The organism is Desulfatibacillum aliphaticivorans DSM 15576 (genome assembly GCF_000429905.1).
GTDB lineage: Bacteria > Desulfobacterota > Desulfobacteria > Desulfobacterales > Desulfatibacillaceae > Desulfatibacillum > Desulfatibacillum aliphaticivorans.
The window spans coordinates 1-20,293 of sequence record NZ_AUCT01000022.1 but is presented as its reverse complement, the minus strand read 5'-3'; the positions used below and the strand labels follow the sequence as shown (position 1 = coordinate 20,293).

Below are 20,293 nucleotides of genomic sequence, written 5' to 3'. Positions count from 1 at the left end.
AGCCAAGGATTGCCATGGAACACAGCACAGCCGAAAACAACAACGCCGGACTCGAACGTCCCGCTCCTCAAACCAACAAACTGCTTATAATCCTCGCGGGCGCCGTCTTGGCCATGGCCGCTTTGTGGGTGTATTCCAACACGCTGTCCAGCCCTTTTGTGTTCGACGACGTGCCGTTCATCCAAAGGAACGCAAACATCGCAGTCTCCGACTTGTCCCTGGACAGCCTGAAAAACGCGGCCTTTGACTCCACCCGCCCCCTGGCCAACCTGAGCTTCGCTCTGAATCATTATTTTTCGGGAGGCAACGAGGCGGCCTATCACATGGTGAACATCGTCCTCCATTTTCTGGCCGGCCTGGGCATGTACTACCTGCTGCTATGCCTGCTTGCCGTCCCGGGAATAGGTCAAAAGAACGCCTCCTCCCAATGGGCTCCGTTTTTAGCGGCCTTGTTGTGGCTGGTCCACCCCGTGCACACCGGCGCAGTGACCTATATTGTGCAGCGCTCCGCCGTTATGGCGTCCATGTTTTGCTTGTGGTCCATGGCCATGTACATTAAGGCGCGTTTGTCCGCGCGGGGCAAGGGGCGGAAGTATTGGGTCCTGTCCGTCGTCTTATGGATGCTCGCCCTGGCCGGCAAGGAAATCGCCCTGGCCCTGCCTTTTGCAGCGCTGGTTTTTGAATGGTTTTTCTTCCAGGATTTGCGCAAGGATTGGGCCGGCAAATTCGCGCTGATTCTGGGCGGGTTTCTGGCCGCGTCCGTCATAGGGGCCTACTTGTTTTTGGGGTCTCATCCCCTGGACAGCATTTTGTACGACTACAAAAATTTTGACTTCACCCTCAAGGAGCGTTTGCTGACCGAGCCGCGGGTCCTGGTTTACTACCTTAGCCTGCTTGCTTTTCCGTATCCCGGCAGGCTGACTTTGGATTATGACATCCCGCATTCCCAATCGCTTCTAAATCCCGCAACCACGATATATTCCATTTTGTTCATGGCCGGCCTGATCGCCGCTGCGTTACTGCTTGCCAGAAAGCGCCGCCTGGTTTCTTATGCGATTCTTTGGTTTTGCATAACCCTGTTCCTGGAGTCTTCGTTTATCCCCCTGGACCTGGCCTTCGAACATAGGCTGTATTTGCCTTCGGTCTTTCCCATATTCGCAGTCGCCGCCTTGCTGCTTTCCAAAGAAAACCTCCGAAAGCCGGCTATTGCCAGCCTGCTGTGCATTGCCGTGATTTTTGGGGTGTGGACCCATCAGCGCAACACGGTCTGGCAAAGCGACGTCGCGCTATGGCGGGATACGGTCGCCAAGGTCCCCGAAAACGCACGGGCGCACAATAATCTGGGCCTAGCCCTGGCCCATGCCGGCCGGGACGACGACGCCTTCAAGGAATTCCAAAAAGCCGTTGAACTCAAGCCTGATTTCGCACAGGCCAATTACAATATCGGCATCAGCCTGGGCCATCAGGAAGAGCACGAAAAGGCCATTCCCTATTTTGAAAAAGCCGTGGAAAAGGAGCCGGAAAACGTCCTGTATTTGAACGACCTGGCCCTGGCCTACATGGGCGCGGGCAGGCTGGAAGACGCTATAACCCGCTTGTATCAGGCCCTGCGGATTGAGCCGGAATACGCCCCCACCCACAACAACCTTGGGGTGGCCCTGGGCGGGCAGGCCATGGTGACTCAGGCCCTGGAGCATTTCAGAAAGGCCGTGGAAATATACCCGGATTACGCGGACGCCCACCGAAACCTGGGCATCCTGCTGGGCAACCTGGACAACCATCCCAAGGCCATCGCCGAGTTTGAAAAGGTGATCAAGTTGCTGCCCAGAGATCCCCAGGCGAACTTTTTGCTCGGCCGCTCCTACGCGGCCGTCGGCAAATACGAAAAGGCCGTCCTGCATTTTAGGGAGACTCTGCAAGCCGTGCCGGACTACATTCCCGCTTTGTACAATATTGGGTTGATCTACATGGGCCAGGAGAAATACGTTGAGGCGGCGAAATTTTTTGAGAAGATCCTTAAGATCAAGCCGGAAAACATGCAGGCTTCCAAGCAATTGAAAAAATGCATAGACGAGGCCAGGGCGAATGTGCAAGCGCAGAAAGAGCCGCTAAGCCCTGAATAAGGCGTTTGCTGCGGTGAAAAAACCGTGGGTCATGACTGCGGCAAGCTCCCTGGCGCCGGAAGCCTGGCGAAGCACCGCCCGGGCGGCTCGAATATTTTGGGCCGGATTTCGCCTGGCCCGCGCCCGCAACTGCATCAACTCCTGGGCGCTTAGGCCTTGGGGGATGAAAACCGGCGCCTGCTGGCTCCAGGGCAGGGGGGCGCGATCGTTTATCAGGCCCAGCGCTTTGGCGGTTTCGTACAGCTCGGCGCCCGGCAAGGGGTAGGGAAAGAAAAATTCCGTCACATCGCTTTTCAAAGTTCCGGCTTTTTCAATATTGCGTACAATATCCTCCCTGGTCTCCCACAAAAAGCCCATGAGAAAATAAACCATGGTCATGATTCCGTGGGACCGGCAGGCGGCCACCGCCTTCTTGACGTCTTCGAAACAGAGATCTTTTCTGATCAGAGCCAGGGTGTCTGCATTCGGGCTTTCCGCGCCCATGCTCACCCCGCAAAGGCCGGCGGATTTCATGAGACCGGCCAGCTCAAAATCCATGGCGTCGGCCCGGGCGTTGCAAAGCCATCTGACGCCCGGCGCCTGCTTTTTCAACTCCCGGCATAAGTCCTTCAGCCAGGCCCGGGAAGCTGTGAAGGTCTCCCCCCGCATAAAAAAATCCTGAATGCCCCAGTGCTCCCTGCATTCCCTGATTTCCCGGACAATGGACTCCGGGCTGCGAAGCCTGACGGCCGCTCCACTCACTTTGTGGGCCGGGCAAAAAACGCACCTGTGGCAGCAGCCCCGGTTGGCCGAGATGGTCGCCATGGGCCGGGCCGTCACCGGGCTTCGGTACAACCTGTGGTTCAGCAAACGCCGGGCCGGAAAGGGCAGGGCGGTTATGTCGTTGTCCAGGCCGGGATCGGGCGTCTCTTCAAATTCATCTCCATGGCGAAGGGTGAATCCGGGCGGAAGCCTTTTGTCATTGGATTGAAAGAAGCCTCGAAGCGTGAATTCCGTTTCCCCCCGGATGACGCCGTCCAGGGCGGAAAAGCGCTTTAGCAGGTCTTGACGGTCTATAAAGCCCATGTGTCCACCCCGCGCTATGACCATGGCCCGGGGCAGGACTTTTTTGATTTTTTCGGCCCAGGCAAGATCCTGCACATGCCCGGGATAGGTGGAGCTGATTACAACCAGGTCCGGGGCGAAGGCCCCAATGATTTTTTCGATCCCGCCCTTGGAAAGACGCTCAGGCGCCGCATGGACGACCCGGCACGTTAGGCCCAGATCCCCCAGAACTCCGGCCGCATACATTTCCTCCACCGGCTCCCGGTATCCGAAAAAAGACCCCTTTCCGATGTACGACTGGCACCGGTCTTCATACACATAAGGGCCGGGCAGCAAAAACAGCGCCCGCCGGATTTTTTTGGGGTTCAGGATCATGAGTCAATACTGCTTTCTCAATTTGAGATACATGCTCAATACGCGCGGCCAGCTTGCCTTGACCATGGCTTTCATATGCAGGCCGTAGACCGCCTGGTAGACGGCGCGAAAAAGCCCGTTCTCAGGCAGTTCCACCAGCTTCATGACCAAAGGCTCCAGTTTGGGAAAGCGCACCAGCAGGGCGAAAAACTTGTGCAGGTTGATCAGTCGCTCCCGGTCTTCCAAAGGAGCGATGCTGGTGTCGAACCAGCTTGCCGGGCAATGCTCCACCTGATCCTTGACCTGCTCCGGCGCTTGGGCGAACTGCTCGGCCATGGCCGTGCCCGGATAGGGCTGGGCCAGGGAGCACCACGCATAATACGGCTTGATTTCCTGATTCAGCCGCACGGTTTTCATGGCTTGCTGCAAAGTTTCTCCTGGCAGGCCAAGCATGTTGTAGGTCTGGATTTTCATCCCGGCTGCATGGAGGATTTCGGCGCAGCGTCGTATGTCGTCGTCCGTGGTGCTCTTATTCAACACCGTGCGCCGAAAATACTCGTCTCCGCTTTCCAGGCCGAACTTGACCACCCGGCATCCGGCCCTGGCCAGGGCTTTGGCGCCTTGCTCGTCCAGCCTGTCCACCCGCACATTGCAGCAAAAGGGAACCTTGACCCGGCTGGCGTATTGGTCGGAAAACTCCAAAATCCAGTCAGGATCCACGGTAAAGATGTCGTCGTTGAAATCGATGAATTTTGTCCCGAAGGTTCGCTTCAGGTACGCCGCTTCGTCCACCACGTGGGTTACGCTTCGACGGCGTAAATACCGCCCCTTGCCTTTGAGGATGTCCTTCAAGGCCCGGTTGTAGCAATAGCTGCAATTATACGGGCAGCCCCGGCCGGTTATCATCTTGCGGAAGGGCAGCTTTTGGATGAACGGATAATCCGTAAAGAGGTTTTTTCGGCTGGGAATGGGGATCTGGTCCAGGTCTTCCACCAGATGCGCCGGCGGATTTTTATAAACCCGTCCCTCCCTTTTGATCCAAAATCCGTCTACGTCCACGGCCGGCCCCTTGCCGTTGATGGAGGCGGCAAAGGCCGGAAAGGCGTTTTCCCCCTCCCCCCGGCATATGGCGTCCACGCAGGGATGCTCGATCACTTCGGGAAAAAAAGTCGGGTGAGGCCCGCCCATGACCACCAAGGGCGCCGGGTCCAGGAATTTTTTCACCCAGGAGGCTGTCTCCAGCATTCCCGGATGCTCCCCCGTGCACACGGACATGGCGACCATTTCCGGGGAAAAGGCCTTGAGCTTGCGCGTCCAAGCGCGTTCCGGCAGAAAAAACTTCACCCTATGCCCTTGCCTTTCCAGCAATTCGCAAAGAATCAAGGGACCGGTCAGTTCTTCAAAAAAATTTTGGATAAACGCCACCCTCATGTCCCGCCTCCGAATATTACAGTTAGCCTTACGCGGGGCGCCTGTCAATATTCCTGTCGTCCCAAGCCCATGAAATGGGTGAAAAAAACGAAAAGCGGCGCCGTTCAACCGGGCGGGCTGGGCGCCTTGCATGCTTCCGGGGGATCAGGCTTGCGCTAACCCGTGAAAACGGTTATATATTGGCAGGGTGGATTTATATTTATAGAAAACTGCAGGGGCCGCCGCCCCATACTGCGAAGAACCAACCGCGAACTGGTTTGCTCCCGATTTTTGCGCCCCTTTCCGGAAAGGCTGCCGGCTTTGAATGCCAACAACGACCACATGAAAAAAATAAGCGACCAAACGCCCGCTCCGCAAAAGAGCTTCGCCGACCTGTTGCGCGACAACCAAACCCTGACGGCCTGCCTGCTGATTGCGATGGCCGTCGTGTTCGTATATTGGGCTCTGCCGGGCCACGAGTTCATCAATTTGGACGACAAGGTGCAGATTCTGGAAAACAACGACCTGCATCGGGGCTTGGCGTCCCCGGACATCGGCTGGATGTTTTCCGTCTCCCAACCAAGGGACTATTGGTATCCCCTGACCTGGCTTTCTTTGGCCGCCAATTACCAACTCGGAGGGCTCAACCCCTGGGGGTATCATCTGGTCAACCTGCTATTGCATCTGGCCAGCGCCTGGCTGCTGTTCTTCGCCCTGAAAATAATGACCAAAAGGCTTTGGCCCAGCGCGCTTGTCGCCTTGCTTTTCGCCGTCCATCCTTTGAACGTGGAAGCCGTGGCCTGGGCCGTGCAGAGAAAAAGCACCCTGTCCGGCTTTTTCATCATGCTGTTTTTTCTTTCCTACGCCCGATACACGGCCAAGCCCCAATGGAGCCGCTACGCCTGGGTTTGCCTGTGCTTTTTGGGGGCGCTCATGTCCAAGGCGCCGGTCATGCCCGTGATGTTCGCCTTGTTTCTGCTGGACTACTGGCCGCTGCATCGGACGCCTTGGTTAAAAGGTCCGGAAGACGCTCCCCTGGCTTCCCTTTTCGGCGAGCCGGACAAGCCCTGGCGCACCCTGATTTTGGAAAAAGCCCCCTTATTTGTTTTATGCCTGGGAGTGGGATATTTGAATTACCTGGCCTTTTCGGCCAAAGGGCAGATTGTGGACGCTCAGGACGTGGGGTATTTCCTGCGCCTTGAAAACGCCCTGTATTCCTATATCGCCTATGTTGGAAAAGCCCTGTGGCCCACGAATCTTTCCATATTCTATCCCATGCCGGAAACCATGTCCCTGGCCAAGCCCCTGGTCGCCCTGGCCCTGCTGGTTCTCGTAACCGGCGCCTGCCTGCATCTTCGCCGCAAACGGCCTTATTTGATCGTGGGCTGGCTTTGGTACTTGGGAATCATCCTGCCTTATTTGGGGCTCTTTTTTCGCACCGGCGTGTTTCCCGCCATGGTGGACCGGGCCTTGTATCTCCCGGGCGTGGGGCTTTTTATCATGCTCGTATGGGGGGCGGGGGACCTGTTAAAAAGCAAAAACATCCCCAAGCCGGCCGTCGCGGTTCTGGCGGCCTTGCTCATCGCCGCGCCGGCCATGGCGGCCAAGCGCCAGGTTTATTATTGGCAAAACTCTCTGACCCTGTTTTCCCAGGCTCGCGACAACACCAAGGACAACTACCTGGCCCATCATTGCATCGGCATCGAGTATATGGCCCGGGGCCGTTTTGAACAGGCTGTCGAGGAGTTCCGCAAGACCCTGGAGATCAATCCTTCGTACCTAAAAGCCCGGTTCAACCTGGCCGCCTCCCTGAAACGCCTGGGGCGTTTGGACGAGGCCCTGGCGGAACTGCAAAAAGGCCTGCTTTTGCCCGACTACAAGGTTCGGACCCATTGCAAGATCGGTGCGCTGCTGGTTGACATGGGGCGTTTTAAGGAGGCCCTGCAGCATTTTACCATGGCCCGGGACCTGGCCCCTAACGACAGCAACGTCTACAACAACCTGGGCCTGATGAGCCTGAAACTGGAAGAGTCCAAAGAAGCCCGGGACTTTTTCGCCAGAGCCATCCAGCTCGACCCCAGAAATTACGAGGCATACAACAACATGGGGTCTTTGCTGGCTGCGGCGGGCCAGGACAAGGAAGCCGCTTTCTATGTGCAGGCCGCCCTCAGCCTGGCCCCCAGATCCGTGGACGCTTTGAACAACATGGCGTCCATCTATTTCAAGACCGGCAATATCGAGGCTGGAGCCAATCAATTAAACCGCATCCTGGAAATCGAGCCGGAAAACATCGAGGTCCGAAGAAACCTGGCCCTGCTTATGCTGAAAACCGGCAACCCCCTGGGCGCCCGGAACCAGCTTAAGACCCTGTGCTACATTTCCCCCGACGACTTTGACGCTCAATACCTTCTGGCCACCGTGCTTATCAGCCTGGGCCGCCTGGAAGAAGCATACACCCACCTTTCCAAGGCCCTGGAGATCAAGCCGAACCATCCCGAAACCCACAATAAAATGGCTGCCGTGCTTTACAACCTGGGCTACCAGGACGACGCCATCCGGCATCTGGAGACGGCGCTTAAGAACAATCCCGACTATGAAAACGCCCGCCTGAACCTGGAATTGATCAAATCCCGCCAAAAGGAGCAAAAGCAGTAAATCCGGTTTTCAGCTTTGTATTGGATATGTTATACGAAAGCTGCGTCCAAACAAGCATACAGGGCTCTGAAACCCTGCATAATCAAGACGCTGCAATCCCGAAAACGGGGAGTCAGTGTCTTTTTCTCGGTCCCGTGGGAATGCGCATCAGGGCGTAATTCAACCCGATACTAAAAATGTGATTAATATGATTTCAATGTCTTATTATATGCATTCCCACGCAAAGCATGGGAACGATTTGACAAACAGGATTGCAACGGCCAAAGCGTTTTGTTTGTTTTTGTTGGCCGTATTTGCCTGGCTGTGCGCCGCCTCCTTTGTCTGCGCCCAGGATTCCAACGCCCTGATTCAAGCCGCCAGGAACGGCGACGCCAACGCCCAGTTTGAGCTGGCCTCCCGGTACGCCAAGGGAGAGGGGCTTCCCCTGGACATGGAGCAGTCCATATTCTGGCTGGAAAAATCCGCAGCCCAAGACCATGTCTTGGCCCAGATGGGCCTTGCGTTGGCCTATTCCAGCGGCACGGGCGTTCCTAAAAGCATGGAAAAGGCCCTGGTATGGTGGGAGCGCGCCGCGGACCAGGGGCAATACTCCGCCATGTACAACGCAGCCCTCATGCACCGCCAGGGAATCGGAACTCCCAAGAATCCGAAAAAGGCCGTCAAATGGCTGGAAAAGGCCGCCGGCCTGGGATTGGGCGCCGCTCAAAATATGCTGGGGGACATGTATTATCAAGGCGAAGGCGTCCGCCAAAGCACGAAAAAAGCCGTCAAGTGGTATGAGAAAGCGGCGGAGCAAAAGGTGGGGCCCGCCTTCGCCTCCCTGGGCGCGGTATATCTGCAAGGCGATAACCCGGACTATAAGCAAGCCCTGGAGTGGTATCGCAAAGGCGCGGACATGGGCGACGCCGAATGCCAGAAAAACCTGGGCCTGGCCTATACCGGCCGTTGGGGAGTGCATGAAAACTTGACCCAGGCCGTGATTTGGCTCGGCAAGGCCGCCAAGCAGGGCCATACCTCAGCCCAGGTGCTGCTCGCCAAAATCTATTTTGAAAACGATATGATCGACCTGGCCGAAGAATGGGCCAAAGAGGCCGCCAAAGCCGGAGATCCCAAAGGCCTGTACCTTTGGGCCAGAGTCCTCATCATCCGGGAGGATCACGACCGCGCCGAGCAGGTCATGCGGCAATCCGCCGCCCTGGGCTACGCCCCGGCCAAGGCGTGGTTGGAAAGGATTGAGCAATGAGCTTGTAGTCAATAAAAATTGACTTTAGGTCAAAAAATGGTGATAATATGACCAGGGAAGAGCTTACGAGACTCATTCGAGATGCGTCCAGGTTTGGAACGATTTTTTATAGCGACCATTGCTTTGAGCGGATGGACGACCGCAATGTGGAAATTGAGGACGTTGAGAACGTCATTGATTGCGGCGAGGTTCTTCGCTTCGAATGGGATCCGGAATTTGAAAACTGGAAAGCGGAAATGACCGGAGTGGACATTGAAGGAGACCCATTGAGCATCCAAATAGCAATTAACGTTGATGGGCGGCAGGCAACGATCATCACGTGTCATGACGAGAGGTTTAAAAAATGAAGTGCCCGCAATGTAAGTCGGAAATGGCGGCGATTACAGGCAGACATCGCTATAAGGGTTCCGGGCTGGATCATGTGTTTCTTACCGATGTCGAAGTCTTTGAGTGCTCCTGCGGCGAAAGGTTGATGGCCCTTCCCCGGGTGAAAGACCTGAACGCCTTGCTCGGCCGCAAGTTAATCATGCAGCCAAGTTTGCTTGGCGGAGAAGAGATTCGCTTTCTCAGAAAAAATATGCGGCTCAAAGCCAAGGATTTTGCCGATAAGATCGGCGTCCAGCAATCTACTGTTTCCCGCTGGGAGAAAGGCAAGCAACAGCCGGACATCCATGTCGACTTTGTCATCCGCGCCTTATGCGCCGCTCATTACGGGCTTGGCGCCAAAGAACTGATCGATGTCATATGGCCCGAGGCATTGAAAAACGCTGGAAAGGAAAAGCCGAAAATTGAACTTTCCAAAGCGGACTGGATGGAGCCAGTCCTTGAGGCGCCTCAAAAGCCAGCTTCAATTTCCGAAAATGATATTGAAATAATCGCCGCCAGAGTTTCCCAGTTAGTGGCCGACCGGATGAAAAACGACTTTCATGAGACGAGGGATGATTTATAGCCGCTTTGTCGGGTTTCGCACCGCTCCACGTCCATGGGGACGATATGGGGGATGTCCATGGAGTACGTTGTCTTTGTTTCGGTTTTTTCTCCGTCGATCAATACGGCGAAATCCTTGGTCTGCTTATATGGGCTGTAGACGTGCACGATCTTGCCGTTTTCCGAGGATTCGGTAAACCATTGGGATATGGCGGCTTCTCCTTTGACGGCTTTTACGTCAATGATGTCCATCCAATCCGGCGCCATGATTTGAAAATAATTCTTTTCTCCCTGCAAAATACGAAAATCCACGTTGCTCCGGCAAAATCCCCCTTGCTCATCCAGGGAGATGTAAGAACTGACCGTCGCGCTCATCTTCACGGGCACGGTCCTTTTTTCCGCGTTGTTCTGATGCCAGCGGATGTTCACCGAAGACACGGCGGGAATGCCGCAACGGACGATCAAGCCCCCGTCGTACGGATCGCTGGACAGGGATGTTCCCGGTACCAACTGCACTTCCACCTCCTTGTCCGGGACGTCCAGCACGATATGGCTTTTGGGGATGGGAACCAGGCTTAGGTCTATAGTCCTGGGCCAGTGCCGGGCGCTGATTTTTTTGGTGAAATCCGCCGATATGGTATGGGCGCCCTTGCCCGAAACATAGGCCAGGAGCCGGTTTCCCTTTTTAACCCAGGAGGCGTCCGTTCCGTCGATTTGCAGGGACTCCAGGTTATGCTCGGAAGAAAGGAAGGGAACGCCGGTTTCATCCTCGCCAAAAAGCCTTACCCTGATGGAGGCCGAAAAGGTCAACAGCATTTCCTCTTCCTCCACCCGGCCCTTGGCCTCATATAAGGCGCTTTCATAGGAATATGCCCAGGTGCGTTCGCTTTCCTCTCCCTCGGCTTGGTCCCGCAGGGAAAGATAATCCTCCCAGGGCATGAGCACGGATTCAACGGGCTGGTCGAATCCTGTATTGTTTCCGGCGTATCCTGCAGTGAACAGGGAAAAAACCAGCAAAGCGGCAAGAGCGATTTGTTTCAAGGGGCGCCTCCTTTGGCAAAAAATGGTCAGGGCCGAAACATAGCGGATGTGCAGGAAATTGAACCCGGCAAGGATCTGTCATAAATCCGCCTATATTCCGCTATATAAATCATAGGTTGACGGTACAGTATCTTTTGAGAAAGACTGTTACAAGCTATTAATTGGGGAGAAATTGTGGAAATAAGGAAAAATTGTGCAATAAAATGGCAAAAAACTTCCTATGGAATGGGCTGTGCATGCGGGGGCTCCGTCGGATAGAGAAATTTAAACTCCGGCAATTTTTAAATAACTCTGAACAAGAGGCGGCGAAAATATGAACCTAAATATTACGACTGTCCGATCACTGGCGCTATTGGCCCTATGGTGTTTCTTAACGGTTCTGCATCCCATGGAGGCTTATCCAGACGCCTATGCTGACGATTTCCAAAATTGCTTTTTTGTCGGCGCCACTCCTGAGTACACCATTTCCTGCTTGACTGAAATGTTAAAATACTACCCTGAGAATGCCGATATTCTGGCTGTGCGAGGATACGCCTATTTCGAAAATGGAGACCTGGATAACGCTTTGCGTGATCTGGATAGGGCGATTGGTCTTACCCCAACTCACACTGAAGCGCTAAAAACGAGAGCCCGGTTAAAAAGAAAAACCGGCGACGAAGGCGGCGCTTTGGAAGATGAAGCCGCTATAGAACAAATAGTTGCTTCCGGGAAAGATCATATTTTAGAAGACCTTGATCAGGAAATTTTAAATGCTCCCCAAAATGCAAAATCCTATTTGAACAGGGCCTTTTACAAAGCAAATCGTAAAAAAGACTATTTAGGGGCCGTACATGATTTTGACGCATACCTTAATATTGTGGGAAAAGAAGGCCAAAGATACGTTTTATGGTCAAAAGCAAGTGCATTAAAAAATGCTGGAAAATTACAAAGCGCAATAGATGTTTACACAGAGTGTATCGAACTTCATCCAAGTAGCCCCAATACCCGTGATTATGAGCTTCGAGCTATAGCAAAGCAATCTTTGGGAGATGAGACAGGCTATTTGGCTGACATGGCTATAGTAGATAGTTTTGTTTTAGAAAGAACACAACAAGTGGAGCAAGCATATACCAATTCCATCAGTAATGATCCCGATAATCCAACGCTCTATTTCGAACGCGCTCAACTGCGAAAAGAACTGGAGGACTGGGAAGGCGTTCTGGCTGATGCGGCCAAAGCCTTGGAATTATTCCCTTCCGATTATTATCAGCCCCACGTGCTCTGGTGCCGAAACTTAAAGAATGAAGCCGAAAAAGAGGTCTCGTACATAGGCAAGACTCCCGAAGAAGTCTATTACATGAAGAATAAGGATCAGATAGAATCCTTAAACTCCACTCTTTCTCGAATTCCCGACGACCACATGGAAAGGTGGTTGAGATCCTATCACCGTTGGCATTATGGAGATTTTAAAGGAGCGATTGAAGATATTTCCATCGCAGTAAATGTTAAACCTAAGAAAAGTGAATATCAAGAATCAGTAGTCGAGTTTAAGGGATTAGCCACTGACATCCTGAGCGCCGACTCCTCCCTCCACCTGATTTGGTGGGCCAGGGGCAAGCTCAAATGGCTGCTTGGGGATTTCGAAGGCGCCATTGAGGACATGGAGCAGGCGGTTTCTCACCAACCGGAAGAGACCCTGTACCTGGAGACGCTGGAGCAAATGAAGGACAACGCCCCAAGGAGCATTGTCAGGTAGTCCTGGAGTTCAGCAACGCTGTTCGCCGGCCAGCCCAACTCAGTTTCAGTTAACTTGCCAAGCTGTTTATCGTTGGGTTTCGCGCCCATGCACCCACAAAAAGCACAGCAAGCTGTGCGCCTACATTGCCTCTAAAATCCAAAAGGTAAGATCCCGCCCAATGGGCATGGGGGGCCGCGGCAGAGCAGCATCCTGCCGGGGCGCGCAAGCGCTCTTGGTTCGGCCTCGGTTTAACTGGACGCCCAGGAAGTTTTTCGAACAGACGATCTATTAAAAACCATACAAAAACAGGGAGCCCCATCTCCATCCGCCGGTTATTTCAAATTTCAACAATCTATACAGGCCGTTCCAAAAAAATATTGCAGGGCAAGCCCTGAATCTTGCTTTTTGCTTGTTCCCATGCTTTGCGTGGGAATTCATATAAAACTATTTGAAATCAAATGGTTTTTATCTGTTATCTATGTGTTTCATAATTGGATGAATTGCCCGAATTGTAATAACTCTGCACGCCCGCTGGACATCCCTGATATCTACGGTCTTTTCCGGTCGCGCCTTTTGTTCTTACGAACCCAGGCACAAAAAGCCTTGCCTGGGCCACCCTAAAAACAGGCCCTCAATCCACGCCGTGTCTACAAGGCATCCAGCAGCCGCTCGTGGATATTTTCAAACCCGCCGTTGCTCATGATAAGCGCCAGGTCGCCGGGCTCCAGGGTCTTGGCCAAAAAGTCGATGATGCCCTGTACGTCCGCAAAAAAATGGGCGTCCTTGCCTCTGGCTTTGAGGTCCTCCACCAGTTTTTCCGACGAGAACCGTTCCTCGGGCGGTATTTTTTCCAACAAGGTTGGCTGGGGAATGCAAATAATGTCCGCATCGTCGAACACCGTGGGATACACATCCTGAAACACCTTGCGGCGGCTGGAGTTGGTCCGGGGTTCGAACACGGCGGCCACCCGGCCTTTGTCGTAAAACGGCTTGACCGCCTTGATGGTTTCCCGTACGGCCGTGGGGTGGTGGGCGAAGTCGTCCATGACCGTGATATTGTTTTTCACGCCCCGAACCTGCTGGCGCCGGGCCACGCCCTTGAAGGTTTCCAGCCCGGCCTGGATGCCCTCCACGGGAATTCGCAAATCGTCCACCACGGCGATGGCGGCCAGGCAGTTAAGCGCGTTGTGTTTGCCCATGAGGGGGACTTTGAATTCCGCAAAAAATTCTCCGCGCCGGAACACCTCGATGAAGGTGTAAGGCGGCTCGGTCCTCATCTCGCCGATTCTCCAGGGCGCCTTCTCCCCGAATCCGTAAGGGGTGAGCCAGCAGTCCGCCTGTTGCAGGATGTCCTTGATGTTGTCGTCCGCTTCCTGAAAGACCAGCAGGCTTTCCCTGGGCAGGTTTTTCACCAGGGACGTAAACGCACTTTTTACGTGATCCAGGTCCTTGAAAATGTCGGCGTGGTCGAACTCCACGCTGGTCAAAACGGTCCGGGACGGCGTGTAGTGCAAAAACTTGGGGCCTTTGTCGAAAAATGCCGTGTCGTACTCGTCCCCTTCGATGACCATGTACGCTCCGGTTCCCACCTGGTGGTTGCTCTTGAAATTGGTCAGGATGCCGCCGATCATGAAGGTCGGGTCCAGGCCCACGGCGGCGATAAGCCAGGCGATGAGGGCCGAGGTGGTGGTCTTGCCGTGGGTTCCGGTGACCATGATGGGCGTCTTTTGGGAGGCGAAAAACCGGTCGATCGCCTGGGGGAAAGAGCAGTAATGCAGGCCTTTCTCCATGACCGCGACGGCCTCGGGGTTGTCCTTGGAAACCGCATTGCCGATCACCACCAGATCCGGGGTGTGAGCCAGGTTGTCGCCGGAAAAACCCTGGATGACCGGAATCCCTTTTGATTCCAAAAAGGTGCTCATGGGCGGATAAACATTGAGGTCCGAGCCCGTGATTTGGTATCCTGCTTCCTTGAGCATGCCGGCCAGGGCGCCCATGCCCGTGCCGCAAATGGCTGTCAGATGAATGGTTTGTACTTTTTCTGGAATGACGTTTTTTTCCGGATTCATAGGACGTCCCTAAATTTGGAGATTTTTTTATAAACAGATTCCACCTATCCATACAGGATAGAACACGGAATCACAATCCCCTATGCAAAGCCGGATTGAAACCATCGTCCGGTTGTGCTAAGCCCGAAATATGGAACGCAAATATCTTGAAATAGACTTAAAAGCCCTGGCGCATAACTACCGCGTTTTGGCGGATCTGGCAGGGCCCGGGACGAAAATGGTTTCCGTGGTGAAAGCCGACGCTTACGGCCATGGATTGAAGCAGGCCGCCCGCACCCTTGTGGATTGCGGAACCTACGCCCTGGGGGTATTCGACCCGGCGGACGCGGCCGTCATCCGGCAAGAGGGGATTCATGTCCCTATCGTCTCCTTGTCCGGGATTTTTCCCTGGGAGGCCGAGGACGCGGCCAAGAACAATATCGACGCCGTGATATTCTCCATGGAGGCGGCCCAGGCTCTGTCCCAGGCCTTTCTGGAAAAGGGCGAGACCGGAAACGTCATCATCAAGGTGGACACCGGCATGGGCCGTTTGGGGATATTCCCGGAAGATTTGCCCGCCTTTGTGGAGGCCCTGGCGCCCTTGAAGGGAATTCGCGTCACGGGCATCGCCTCCCACCTGGCCGCTTCGGAGATTCCCGACCATCCCCACACAAAGTCCCAGGTGGAGGCCTTCCGGAGCGCGTCCCTTTCCATGATCAACGACACCCTGGCCAACAGCGGCGCCGTCCTGGAAGGGCTTGCCAAGGGAGTTCCCCTGGCGCGTCCGGGGATCGCCTTGTACGGCTCGGCGCCGGATCCCGAAATGAAAGGGGCGGACCTGCTCAAGCCGGTCATGACCTTCAAGACCCGGATCATCTCCCTCAAAACCCTGCCCAAGGGAAGCCCCATCAGCTACGGCATGACCTTTACCACGTCCCGGCCCTCCCTGATCGCCGCCGTGCCCGTGGGGTACGCGGACGGCTATTTCCGCAGGCTGGCCAACAAAGGCGTGGCCATTGTTCATGGCAAACGGGTTCCGGTTGTGGGAACCGTGTGCATGAATCTGACCATGCTGGACGTGACCGGCCTGGACGAGGTGCAGCCGGGCGACGAAGTGGTCCTTTTGGGGGAAAAGGACGGGCAGCGGGTGACGGGGGATGAGCTTGCCGCCTCCGCCGGAACCATCAGCTACGAAATATATTGCAGCCTTGGGCATGCCAATCCGCGACAATATAAAGAGTAGTCCTTCAATTTATCGTATTTAAGACGGATTTTAAAATGGAATTCTGGAATAGAATCAACGAGATGTTTGCAGAGCTGGTCAAAGAACACGCCATCTGGCAAAGCGCGGCCATGCGGGCCGCCGCCGGCGTTTTAGGCTCTCTGATTTTGTGGATGATTTTTCGCAAGGTGGTGAAAGTAGTCTTCGCGCGGCTGGAAAAATACGAGTTTATCCAGTCCAATCAAAAGGTGTTGTCAGCCACTCGACAGGCCTTGTTTTACGGGCTCATCCTTGCCACGGGCATGTACCTCATCGAGGTTTTGGGCCTTGAGGCGGTGAAAAATCCCTTTTTCGCCATTATGATCGTGTTTTTTGCAGCCCCGGGCAAAAAAATCATCTACCTTTCCGTGACCTATCTGGAAAGCCGTATCGCCGGAAAAACCGAAACCAAGCTCGATGACATCGTTTTCGACATCACCAAACGCTTTGGCGGTGTGCTGATATATGTGGCCGCGATAATATTCGCCCTGGACCGCATCGGCATCAACGTCATGCCCATCATCGCAGGCGCCAGCGTCATGGGCGTGGCTGTGGGCTTTGCAGCCAAGGACACCCTGTCCAACTTTATCGCAGGAGTGCTGCTATTGATAGACAGGCCCTTTGAAGTGGGGGACCGCATCGAGGTCTGGACCTCTCCTAAAAACAGCGCCACCTGGGGCGATGTGATGGAAATCGGCATGCGGGCCACCAAAATCCAGACTACGGACAACATCACCATCGTCATTCCAAACAACGAAATCATGACCCGGGACATCATCAATTACACCTCCGGGTCCGAGCGCATCCGGGTGCGCATCAACATGGGCGTCGCTTACGACGCCGACATTGCCAAAGCCAAGTCCCTGATCATCAACGTGGCCAATCAGATGGATTGGGTCTCCAAAGACCCCGCGCCGGTTGTCGTGGTGGTCAATTACGGCGAATCCTCCGTGGATCTGCAGGTGCGCGTTTGGATAGACGACGCCCGCAAGCGCATTCACACCATTTCGTACATCACGGACAAGGTCAAAGAGGAGTTTGACAAGCACGGGGTGGAAATTCCCTTTCCCCGGCGGGACATCGTCATCAGGCAAGGGGGGTGAGCATGGAGAATTTTAAAAGAACCTTCTCCATCCCCCGGTTGGACCCCGGCAAATCCTCCAGCGAGGACTTGGACCTCATCCGGGAAATGCCCCTGACCGTTTCCGTCAACGGCTTGACTTTGGCCACAACCATGCGGACTCCCGGGTTGGAAAAGGCCCAGGCTGCCGGCCTTTGCCTGGGAGACGGCATTTTAACAAGCCGGGAGGATCTTTTAGGCTTCGAAGAGGACGCCTCGGAAAATAGCACTCATATTCAGGTTCGGGCGTCTGATGAGGCTTTTCAAAGAGCTCAAAAGCTGGTTGAGGAACGCGGCAAGGGTCAGCCCTTTCCGCCCGGCGCCAGCGACGAGGACATAGCGGACCTGCTAAGCTCCCCAATCGCCCCGTTTACCGCGGACGAGCCCCAGGTGGACCGGCTTAAGGCCCATGAGCACGCCCAGGCCATATGGAACAAGCAGCACATCCACCATATCACCCGAAGCGCCCACGCCTCCTTTGTTTTTGACCGCGGCCTGAACCAGTTGAGCATGGCTGAAGACGTGGGCAGGCATAACGCCCTGGACAAAGCCCTGGGCATGGTTTTTCTGGACGGCAAAACGGCTCAGGCGGAAGTGATCATTGTAAGCTGCCGCATGAATAAGGACGTGGTTCGAAAATGCGCCAACGCCCGCATTCCCGTGGTGTTTTCCATATCCCGGCCCACCACGGCGGCGGTCCTCATGGCCCGCAAACTGAACATGACCCTGGCCCTGTCCACCCGGGACGGCGGGGTGTACGTATTTTCCGGCCGGAAGCGCATCGGCTGACAGCCTGCTCATACTATTGCTGAAACGGACTAAACAACTATGCGACTTTTTCTAATCGGGCTTTTCACGGCAAACGGCCAAAAGGCTGTCATGAAAGCAAGCCTCGCCATTACAGCGGGATTCATCCTGGCGGCGCTGTTAAACGCCGGCTGCATCCCCAAAGACAAGATGCTGGCCCAGGCCTATTCGGACAGCGCCAGAGTGGCGCTCCAGGATCCGGCGACCATGGATCAGGCCATTGAAGACTTGAGCGCCGCTGCAAAACTTTCCCCGGATAACGCCGTGCTCCTGTTTCAACGAGGAGGCGCCTACGCCCGGACGGGGGATCACGAGCAGGCCGTCCAGGATTTTACCCAAGCCATTAACATGATCGCCCGCTTTCCGGCGGCTTACGTCCAGCGTGCGAAAAGCTACGCCGCCTTGGGCGATTATGAAAAAGCCCGGGCGGATTTTGACGCTGCGATCGCCTTGCTGCCTGATCAGGCCTGGCCCTACCGGGAGATCGCCGGGTTTTGCAGCCAGCAGGGGAATTACGGTCAGGCTTTGGTGTACTACCTGAAGGCTTTGGAAATTGAACCGGATAACGCAGCGCTCATGTGCCTCATGGGCAAGGCTCAGGCCGACGCGGGATATCCCGAAAAGGGGATTCAAACCTGCCTTAACGCCGCAAAAAGCGACCCCCAAAGCGCGGAGCCCTACCTGACCATGGGGTTGATCTACTCCAAAGAGGGAGACCATTATGCGGCCGTGGAGCAGTATACCAAGGCCATGGTCCTTGACCCCGGTTCCAATCAGGCTCTGGGCAGAAGAGCCTTGGCCTACGCTGCGGCAGGGGAGTATGACAAGGCCCTGGCGGACGCCCAAAAGGTTGTGGCGGACGACCCTGACAAGGCTTTGGGCTATTACTACCTGGGCTCCATATACACGCAAAGGAACGAGCCGGAAAAGGCGTATGAGAGTTACACAAAGGCCCTGGAAATCACCCCCAATGAACCGGCGCTATACCTGGGGCAGGCCCATGCGGCCCGCTTGAAGGGCGATTATGACCTGGCTCTGAAAAACGCCGACGAAGCCATCGCCCTGTTTCCGGGAAAAGACTCCCTGTATTTTGAAAGAGGGAACATTTACGAGATCATGGGGCAAAAGCCAAAGGCCCTGGAAGACTATCTTAAAGCCGTGGAGTTAAATCCTCAATCCGTGCAAGGGCATTTCAGGCTTGGCGTTAACTACGCCCAGAGTTTAGCCAACCAAAAGGCCTATGAACACTTTTCCAAGGTCATTGAAGTCAACGAAAATCATGTGATGGCCTACGCCTGGAGAGCCGTAATCAACGCCCGCCTGGGAAAAAAGGCGGAAGGCGTCAGCGACAGTGAAAAGGCCGTGGCGCTGAAATCGGACAGCCCCCTGGTGCTTTATTTTACGGGAACCGCATACGGCTTGCTGAAAATGCCGGAGGCCGCGATCAGGCAATTGGACAAGGCCGTTCAACTCAATCCGGAATACGCCCTGGCCTATATGGAAAGGGGCAAGGCGCACATGCAACTGCGGCAATACCGGGCCGCGGTCCGGGATTTGGAAAAAGCCGTGCAATACAATCCGGATTTGTGCGGGGCTTATTTGCAGGCTGCATACGCGGCTCGCTATATGGGCGACGACCTCAAGACCGTGGATTGGTTGTCGCAGTATCTGGACTGCAAACCCGACATGGAGGAGCCTTCCAGGCTGCTGGCCTGGGTTCTTTCCGTCAGCTTTGACGATCAGGTGCGGGACGGCGCCCGGGCTCTGGAAATCGCCCAAGGCCTAGTGAATAAAAAGAAGCCCGCCTCATACCTGGAAACCCTCGCAGCGGCCCTGGCCGAGACCGGCGACTTCCAACAAGCCATCGCCGTCCAGCAGCGCGCCCTGGAGAAAGTCAGGGCCGGCGATCAAACCGGCGGCGCCGACATGGAACAACGCCTGGAATTTTATCAACACCAAAAGCCCTGGCGGGAAAGAGTCCAATTGAAACCGAGCCTGGCCGAATAGCCTTGGGGAACCATTACTCCGCGAAGTTGGTGGTTAGTGGATTAATCAAGGACTTCCGCAAAAAGTTTATGTGAATAAAAAAAAGGTTTCGGGTTAGGGAGGGTAATTGCTCCTATTGGGCTTGCCTTTCTTGTATTGGACCCTGTTTCATGATAAAATATAGACTACTGGAGACATTTACAATATTTTTTATAAGAAACAAAGTTGGGGCACTACTGTCCGGTTAAAAGATACTGAAATTCAAGGGTAATTGGTTCTGAGTAATAGGTGTATCCCCTGGATCTGGCGGTTCAAAGAGTTCGTAGAGATTTCTCCGCTCCATGAGCGTAAGTTGTAGGAGTTTGAGCATCTCAGTTAGAGTTGCTCCTATCTTTGCCCGCCATTTGTAATAGGCCAGGATCAGCATCGAGATCATGGCCGTCCAAATTTGGGTTAGAACGGCGTTTCGGCTATTGCCCAAAAAGGATTTGATCCTCAGATTCTGTTTGATCCACTTGAAAAACAGCTCAATCTGCCACCGATCCTTGTAAATATCA

General features: G+C 54.7%; 15 protein-coding genes. 10 read left to right on the top strand and 5 right to left on the bottom strand.

What is annotated here, in order from left to right:
• Positions 1 to 14: 14 nt before the first annotated feature.
• Positions 15 to 2,123 carry a tetratricopeptide repeat protein gene (locus G491_RS0118460; RefSeq protein WP_028315635.1) on the top strand — a complete coding sequence of 703 codons (2,109 nt, stop codon included), beginning with the start codon at positions 15 to 17 and terminating at the stop codon, positions 2,121 to 2,123.
• Here the strand turns inward: G491_RS0118460 and G491_RS0118455 are convergent.
• The gene (locus G491_RS0118455; protein ID WP_028315634.1) at positions 2,109 to 3,542 is read right to left on the bottom strand and encodes a B12-binding domain-containing radical SAM protein; all 1,434 of its coding nucleotides are present in this window, start codon (positions 3,540 to 3,542) and stop codon (positions 2,109 to 2,111) included. The genes G491_RS0118460 and G491_RS0118455 overlap by 15 nt on opposite strands.
• A 3-nt stretch (positions 3,543 to 3,545) precedes the next feature.
• Positions 3,546 to 4,952, bottom strand: a complete 1,407-nt coding sequence (locus G491_RS0118450; RefSeq protein WP_028315633.1) for a B12-binding domain-containing radical SAM protein — start codon at positions 4,950 to 4,952, stop codon at positions 3,546 to 3,548.
• Between the two features lie 300 nt (positions 4,953 to 5,252).
• Between G491_RS0118450 and G491_RS0118445 the strand changes: the two genes are divergently transcribed.
• From G491_RS0118445 to G491_RS34180, 4 genes are all read left to right on the top strand, one after another.
• On the top strand, positions 5,253 to 7,586 hold the full coding sequence (locus G491_RS0118445) for a tetratricopeptide repeat protein (protein WP_169829469.1): 2,334 nt from the start codon (positions 5,253 to 5,255) through the stop codon (positions 7,584 to 7,586).
• Between the two features lie 238 nt (positions 7,587 to 7,824).
• Positions 7,825 to 8,829: a tetratricopeptide repeat protein gene (locus tag G491_RS31425; protein ID WP_169829468.1), complete on the top strand. Its 1,005-nt coding sequence runs from the start codon at positions 7,825 to 7,827 to the stop codon at positions 8,827 to 8,829.
• 47 nt (positions 8,830 to 8,876) lie between these two features.
• Positions 8,877 to 9,176: a DUF4258 domain-containing protein gene (locus G491_RS0118435; RefSeq protein ID WP_084511584.1), complete on the top strand. Its 300-nt coding sequence runs from the start codon at positions 8,877 to 8,879 to the stop codon at positions 9,174 to 9,176.
• Positions 9,173 to 9,778, top strand: coding sequence for a type II TA system antitoxin MqsA family protein (locus tag G491_RS34180; protein WP_051327368.1), 606 nt, complete (start codon positions 9,173 to 9,175; stop codon positions 9,776 to 9,778). Before G491_RS0118435 ends, G491_RS34180 begins: the two co-directional genes overlap by 4 nt.
• Here G491_RS34180 and G491_RS0118425 read toward each other — a convergent pair.
• Positions 9,754 to 10,797, bottom strand: coding sequence for a hypothetical protein (locus G491_RS0118425; RefSeq protein ID WP_028315630.1), 1,044 nt, complete (start codon positions 10,795 to 10,797; stop codon positions 9,754 to 9,756). The two genes, G491_RS34180 and G491_RS0118425, sit on opposite strands and share 25 nt — an antisense overlap.
• Positions 10,798 to 11,110: 313 nt before the next feature.
• Here G491_RS0118425 and G491_RS0118415 point away from each other — a divergent pair, with 313 nt between their 5' ends.
• A complete protein-coding gene (locus G491_RS0118415; RefSeq protein WP_028315629.1) occupies positions 11,111 to 12,532 on the top strand; it encodes a tetratricopeptide repeat protein in 1,422 nt (473 codons plus the stop codon).
• 629 nt (positions 12,533 to 13,161) lie between these two features.
• Here G491_RS0118415 and mpl read toward each other — a convergent pair.
• Positions 13,162 to 14,583 (bottom strand): UDP-N-acetylmuramate:L-alanyl-gamma-D-glutamyl-meso-diaminopimelate ligase, encoded by a 1,422-nt coding sequence (gene mpl, locus G491_RS0118410; RefSeq protein ID WP_015946979.1) that lies wholly within the window; start codon positions 14,581 to 14,583, stop codon positions 13,162 to 13,164.
• Positions 14,584 to 14,713: 130 nt separating this feature from the next.
• On the opposite strand from mpl, the gene alr reads away from it, so the two are divergent.
• From alr to G491_RS0118390, 4 genes are all read left to right on the top strand, one after another.
• The gene (gene alr, locus G491_RS0118405; protein WP_015946978.1) at positions 14,714 to 15,805 is read left to right on the top strand and encodes an alanine racemase; all 1,092 of its coding nucleotides are present in this window, start codon (positions 14,714 to 14,716) and stop codon (positions 15,803 to 15,805) included.
• A gap of 35 nt (positions 15,806 to 15,840) precedes the next feature.
• Positions 15,841 to 16,926 carry a mechanosensitive ion channel family protein gene (locus G491_RS0118400; RefSeq protein WP_015946977.1) on the top strand — a complete coding sequence of 362 codons (1,086 nt, stop codon included), beginning with the start codon at positions 15,841 to 15,843 and terminating at the stop codon, positions 16,924 to 16,926.
• Positions 16,927 to 16,928: 2 nt separating this feature from the next.
• Positions 16,929 to 17,732: a formate dehydrogenase accessory sulfurtransferase FdhD gene (locus G491_RS0118395; protein ID WP_015946976.1), complete on the top strand. Its 804-nt coding sequence runs from the start codon at positions 16,929 to 16,931 to the stop codon at positions 17,730 to 17,732.
• Between the two features lie 90 nt (positions 17,733 to 17,822).
• Positions 17,823 to 19,757 carry a tetratricopeptide repeat protein gene (locus G491_RS0118390; RefSeq protein WP_168161177.1) on the top strand — a complete coding sequence of 645 codons (1,935 nt, stop codon included), beginning with the start codon at positions 17,823 to 17,825 and terminating at the stop codon, positions 19,755 to 19,757.
• A 223-nt stretch (positions 19,758 to 19,980) separates the two neighbouring features.
• Here the strand turns inward: G491_RS0118390 and G491_RS31415 are convergent.
• On the bottom strand, positions 19,981 to 20,293 hold a 313-nt coding region (locus tag G491_RS31415; protein WP_028316533.1), incomplete at its 5' end, for an IS4 family transposase.

Excerpts from the sequence above, each read along its gene's own strand:
- G491_RS0118460 (WP_028315635.1), top strand. The coding sequence starts at position 15 with ATGGAACACAGCACAGCCGAAAACAACAACGCCGGACTCGAACGTCCC.
- G491_RS0118455 (WP_028315634.1), bottom strand. The coding sequence starts at position 3,542 with ATGATCCTGAACCCCAAAAAAATCCGGCGGGCGCTGTTTTTGCTGCCC.
- G491_RS0118450 (WP_028315633.1), bottom strand. The coding sequence starts at position 4,952 with ATGAGGGTGGCGTTTATCCAAAATTTTTTTGAAGAACTGACCGGTCCC.
- G491_RS0118435 (WP_084511584.1), top strand. The coding sequence starts at position 8,877 with ATGACCAGGGAAGAGCTTACGAGACTCATTCGAGATGCGTCCAGGTTT.
- G491_RS34180 (WP_051327368.1), top strand. The coding sequence starts at position 9,173 with ATGAAGTGCCCGCAATGTAAGTCGGAAATGGCGGCGATTACAGGCAGA.
- G491_RS0118415 (WP_028315629.1), top strand. The coding sequence starts at position 11,111 with ATGAACCTAAATATTACGACTGTCCGATCACTGGCGCTATTGGCCCTA.
- mpl (WP_015946979.1), bottom strand. The coding sequence starts at position 14,583 with ATGAATCCGGAAAAAAACGTCATTCCAGAAAAAGTACAAACCATTCAT.
- alr (WP_015946978.1), top strand. The coding sequence starts at position 14,714 with ATGGAACGCAAATATCTTGAAATAGACTTAAAAGCCCTGGCGCATAAC.
- G491_RS0118400 (WP_015946977.1), top strand. The coding sequence starts at position 15,841 with ATGGAATTCTGGAATAGAATCAACGAGATGTTTGCAGAGCTGGTCAAA.
- G491_RS0118395 (WP_015946976.1), top strand. The coding sequence starts at position 16,929 with ATGGAGAATTTTAAAAGAACCTTCTCCATCCCCCGGTTGGACCCCGGC.
- G491_RS0118390 (WP_168161177.1), top strand. The coding sequence starts at position 17,823 with ATGAAAGCAAGCCTCGCCATTACAGCGGGATTCATCCTGGCGGCGCTG.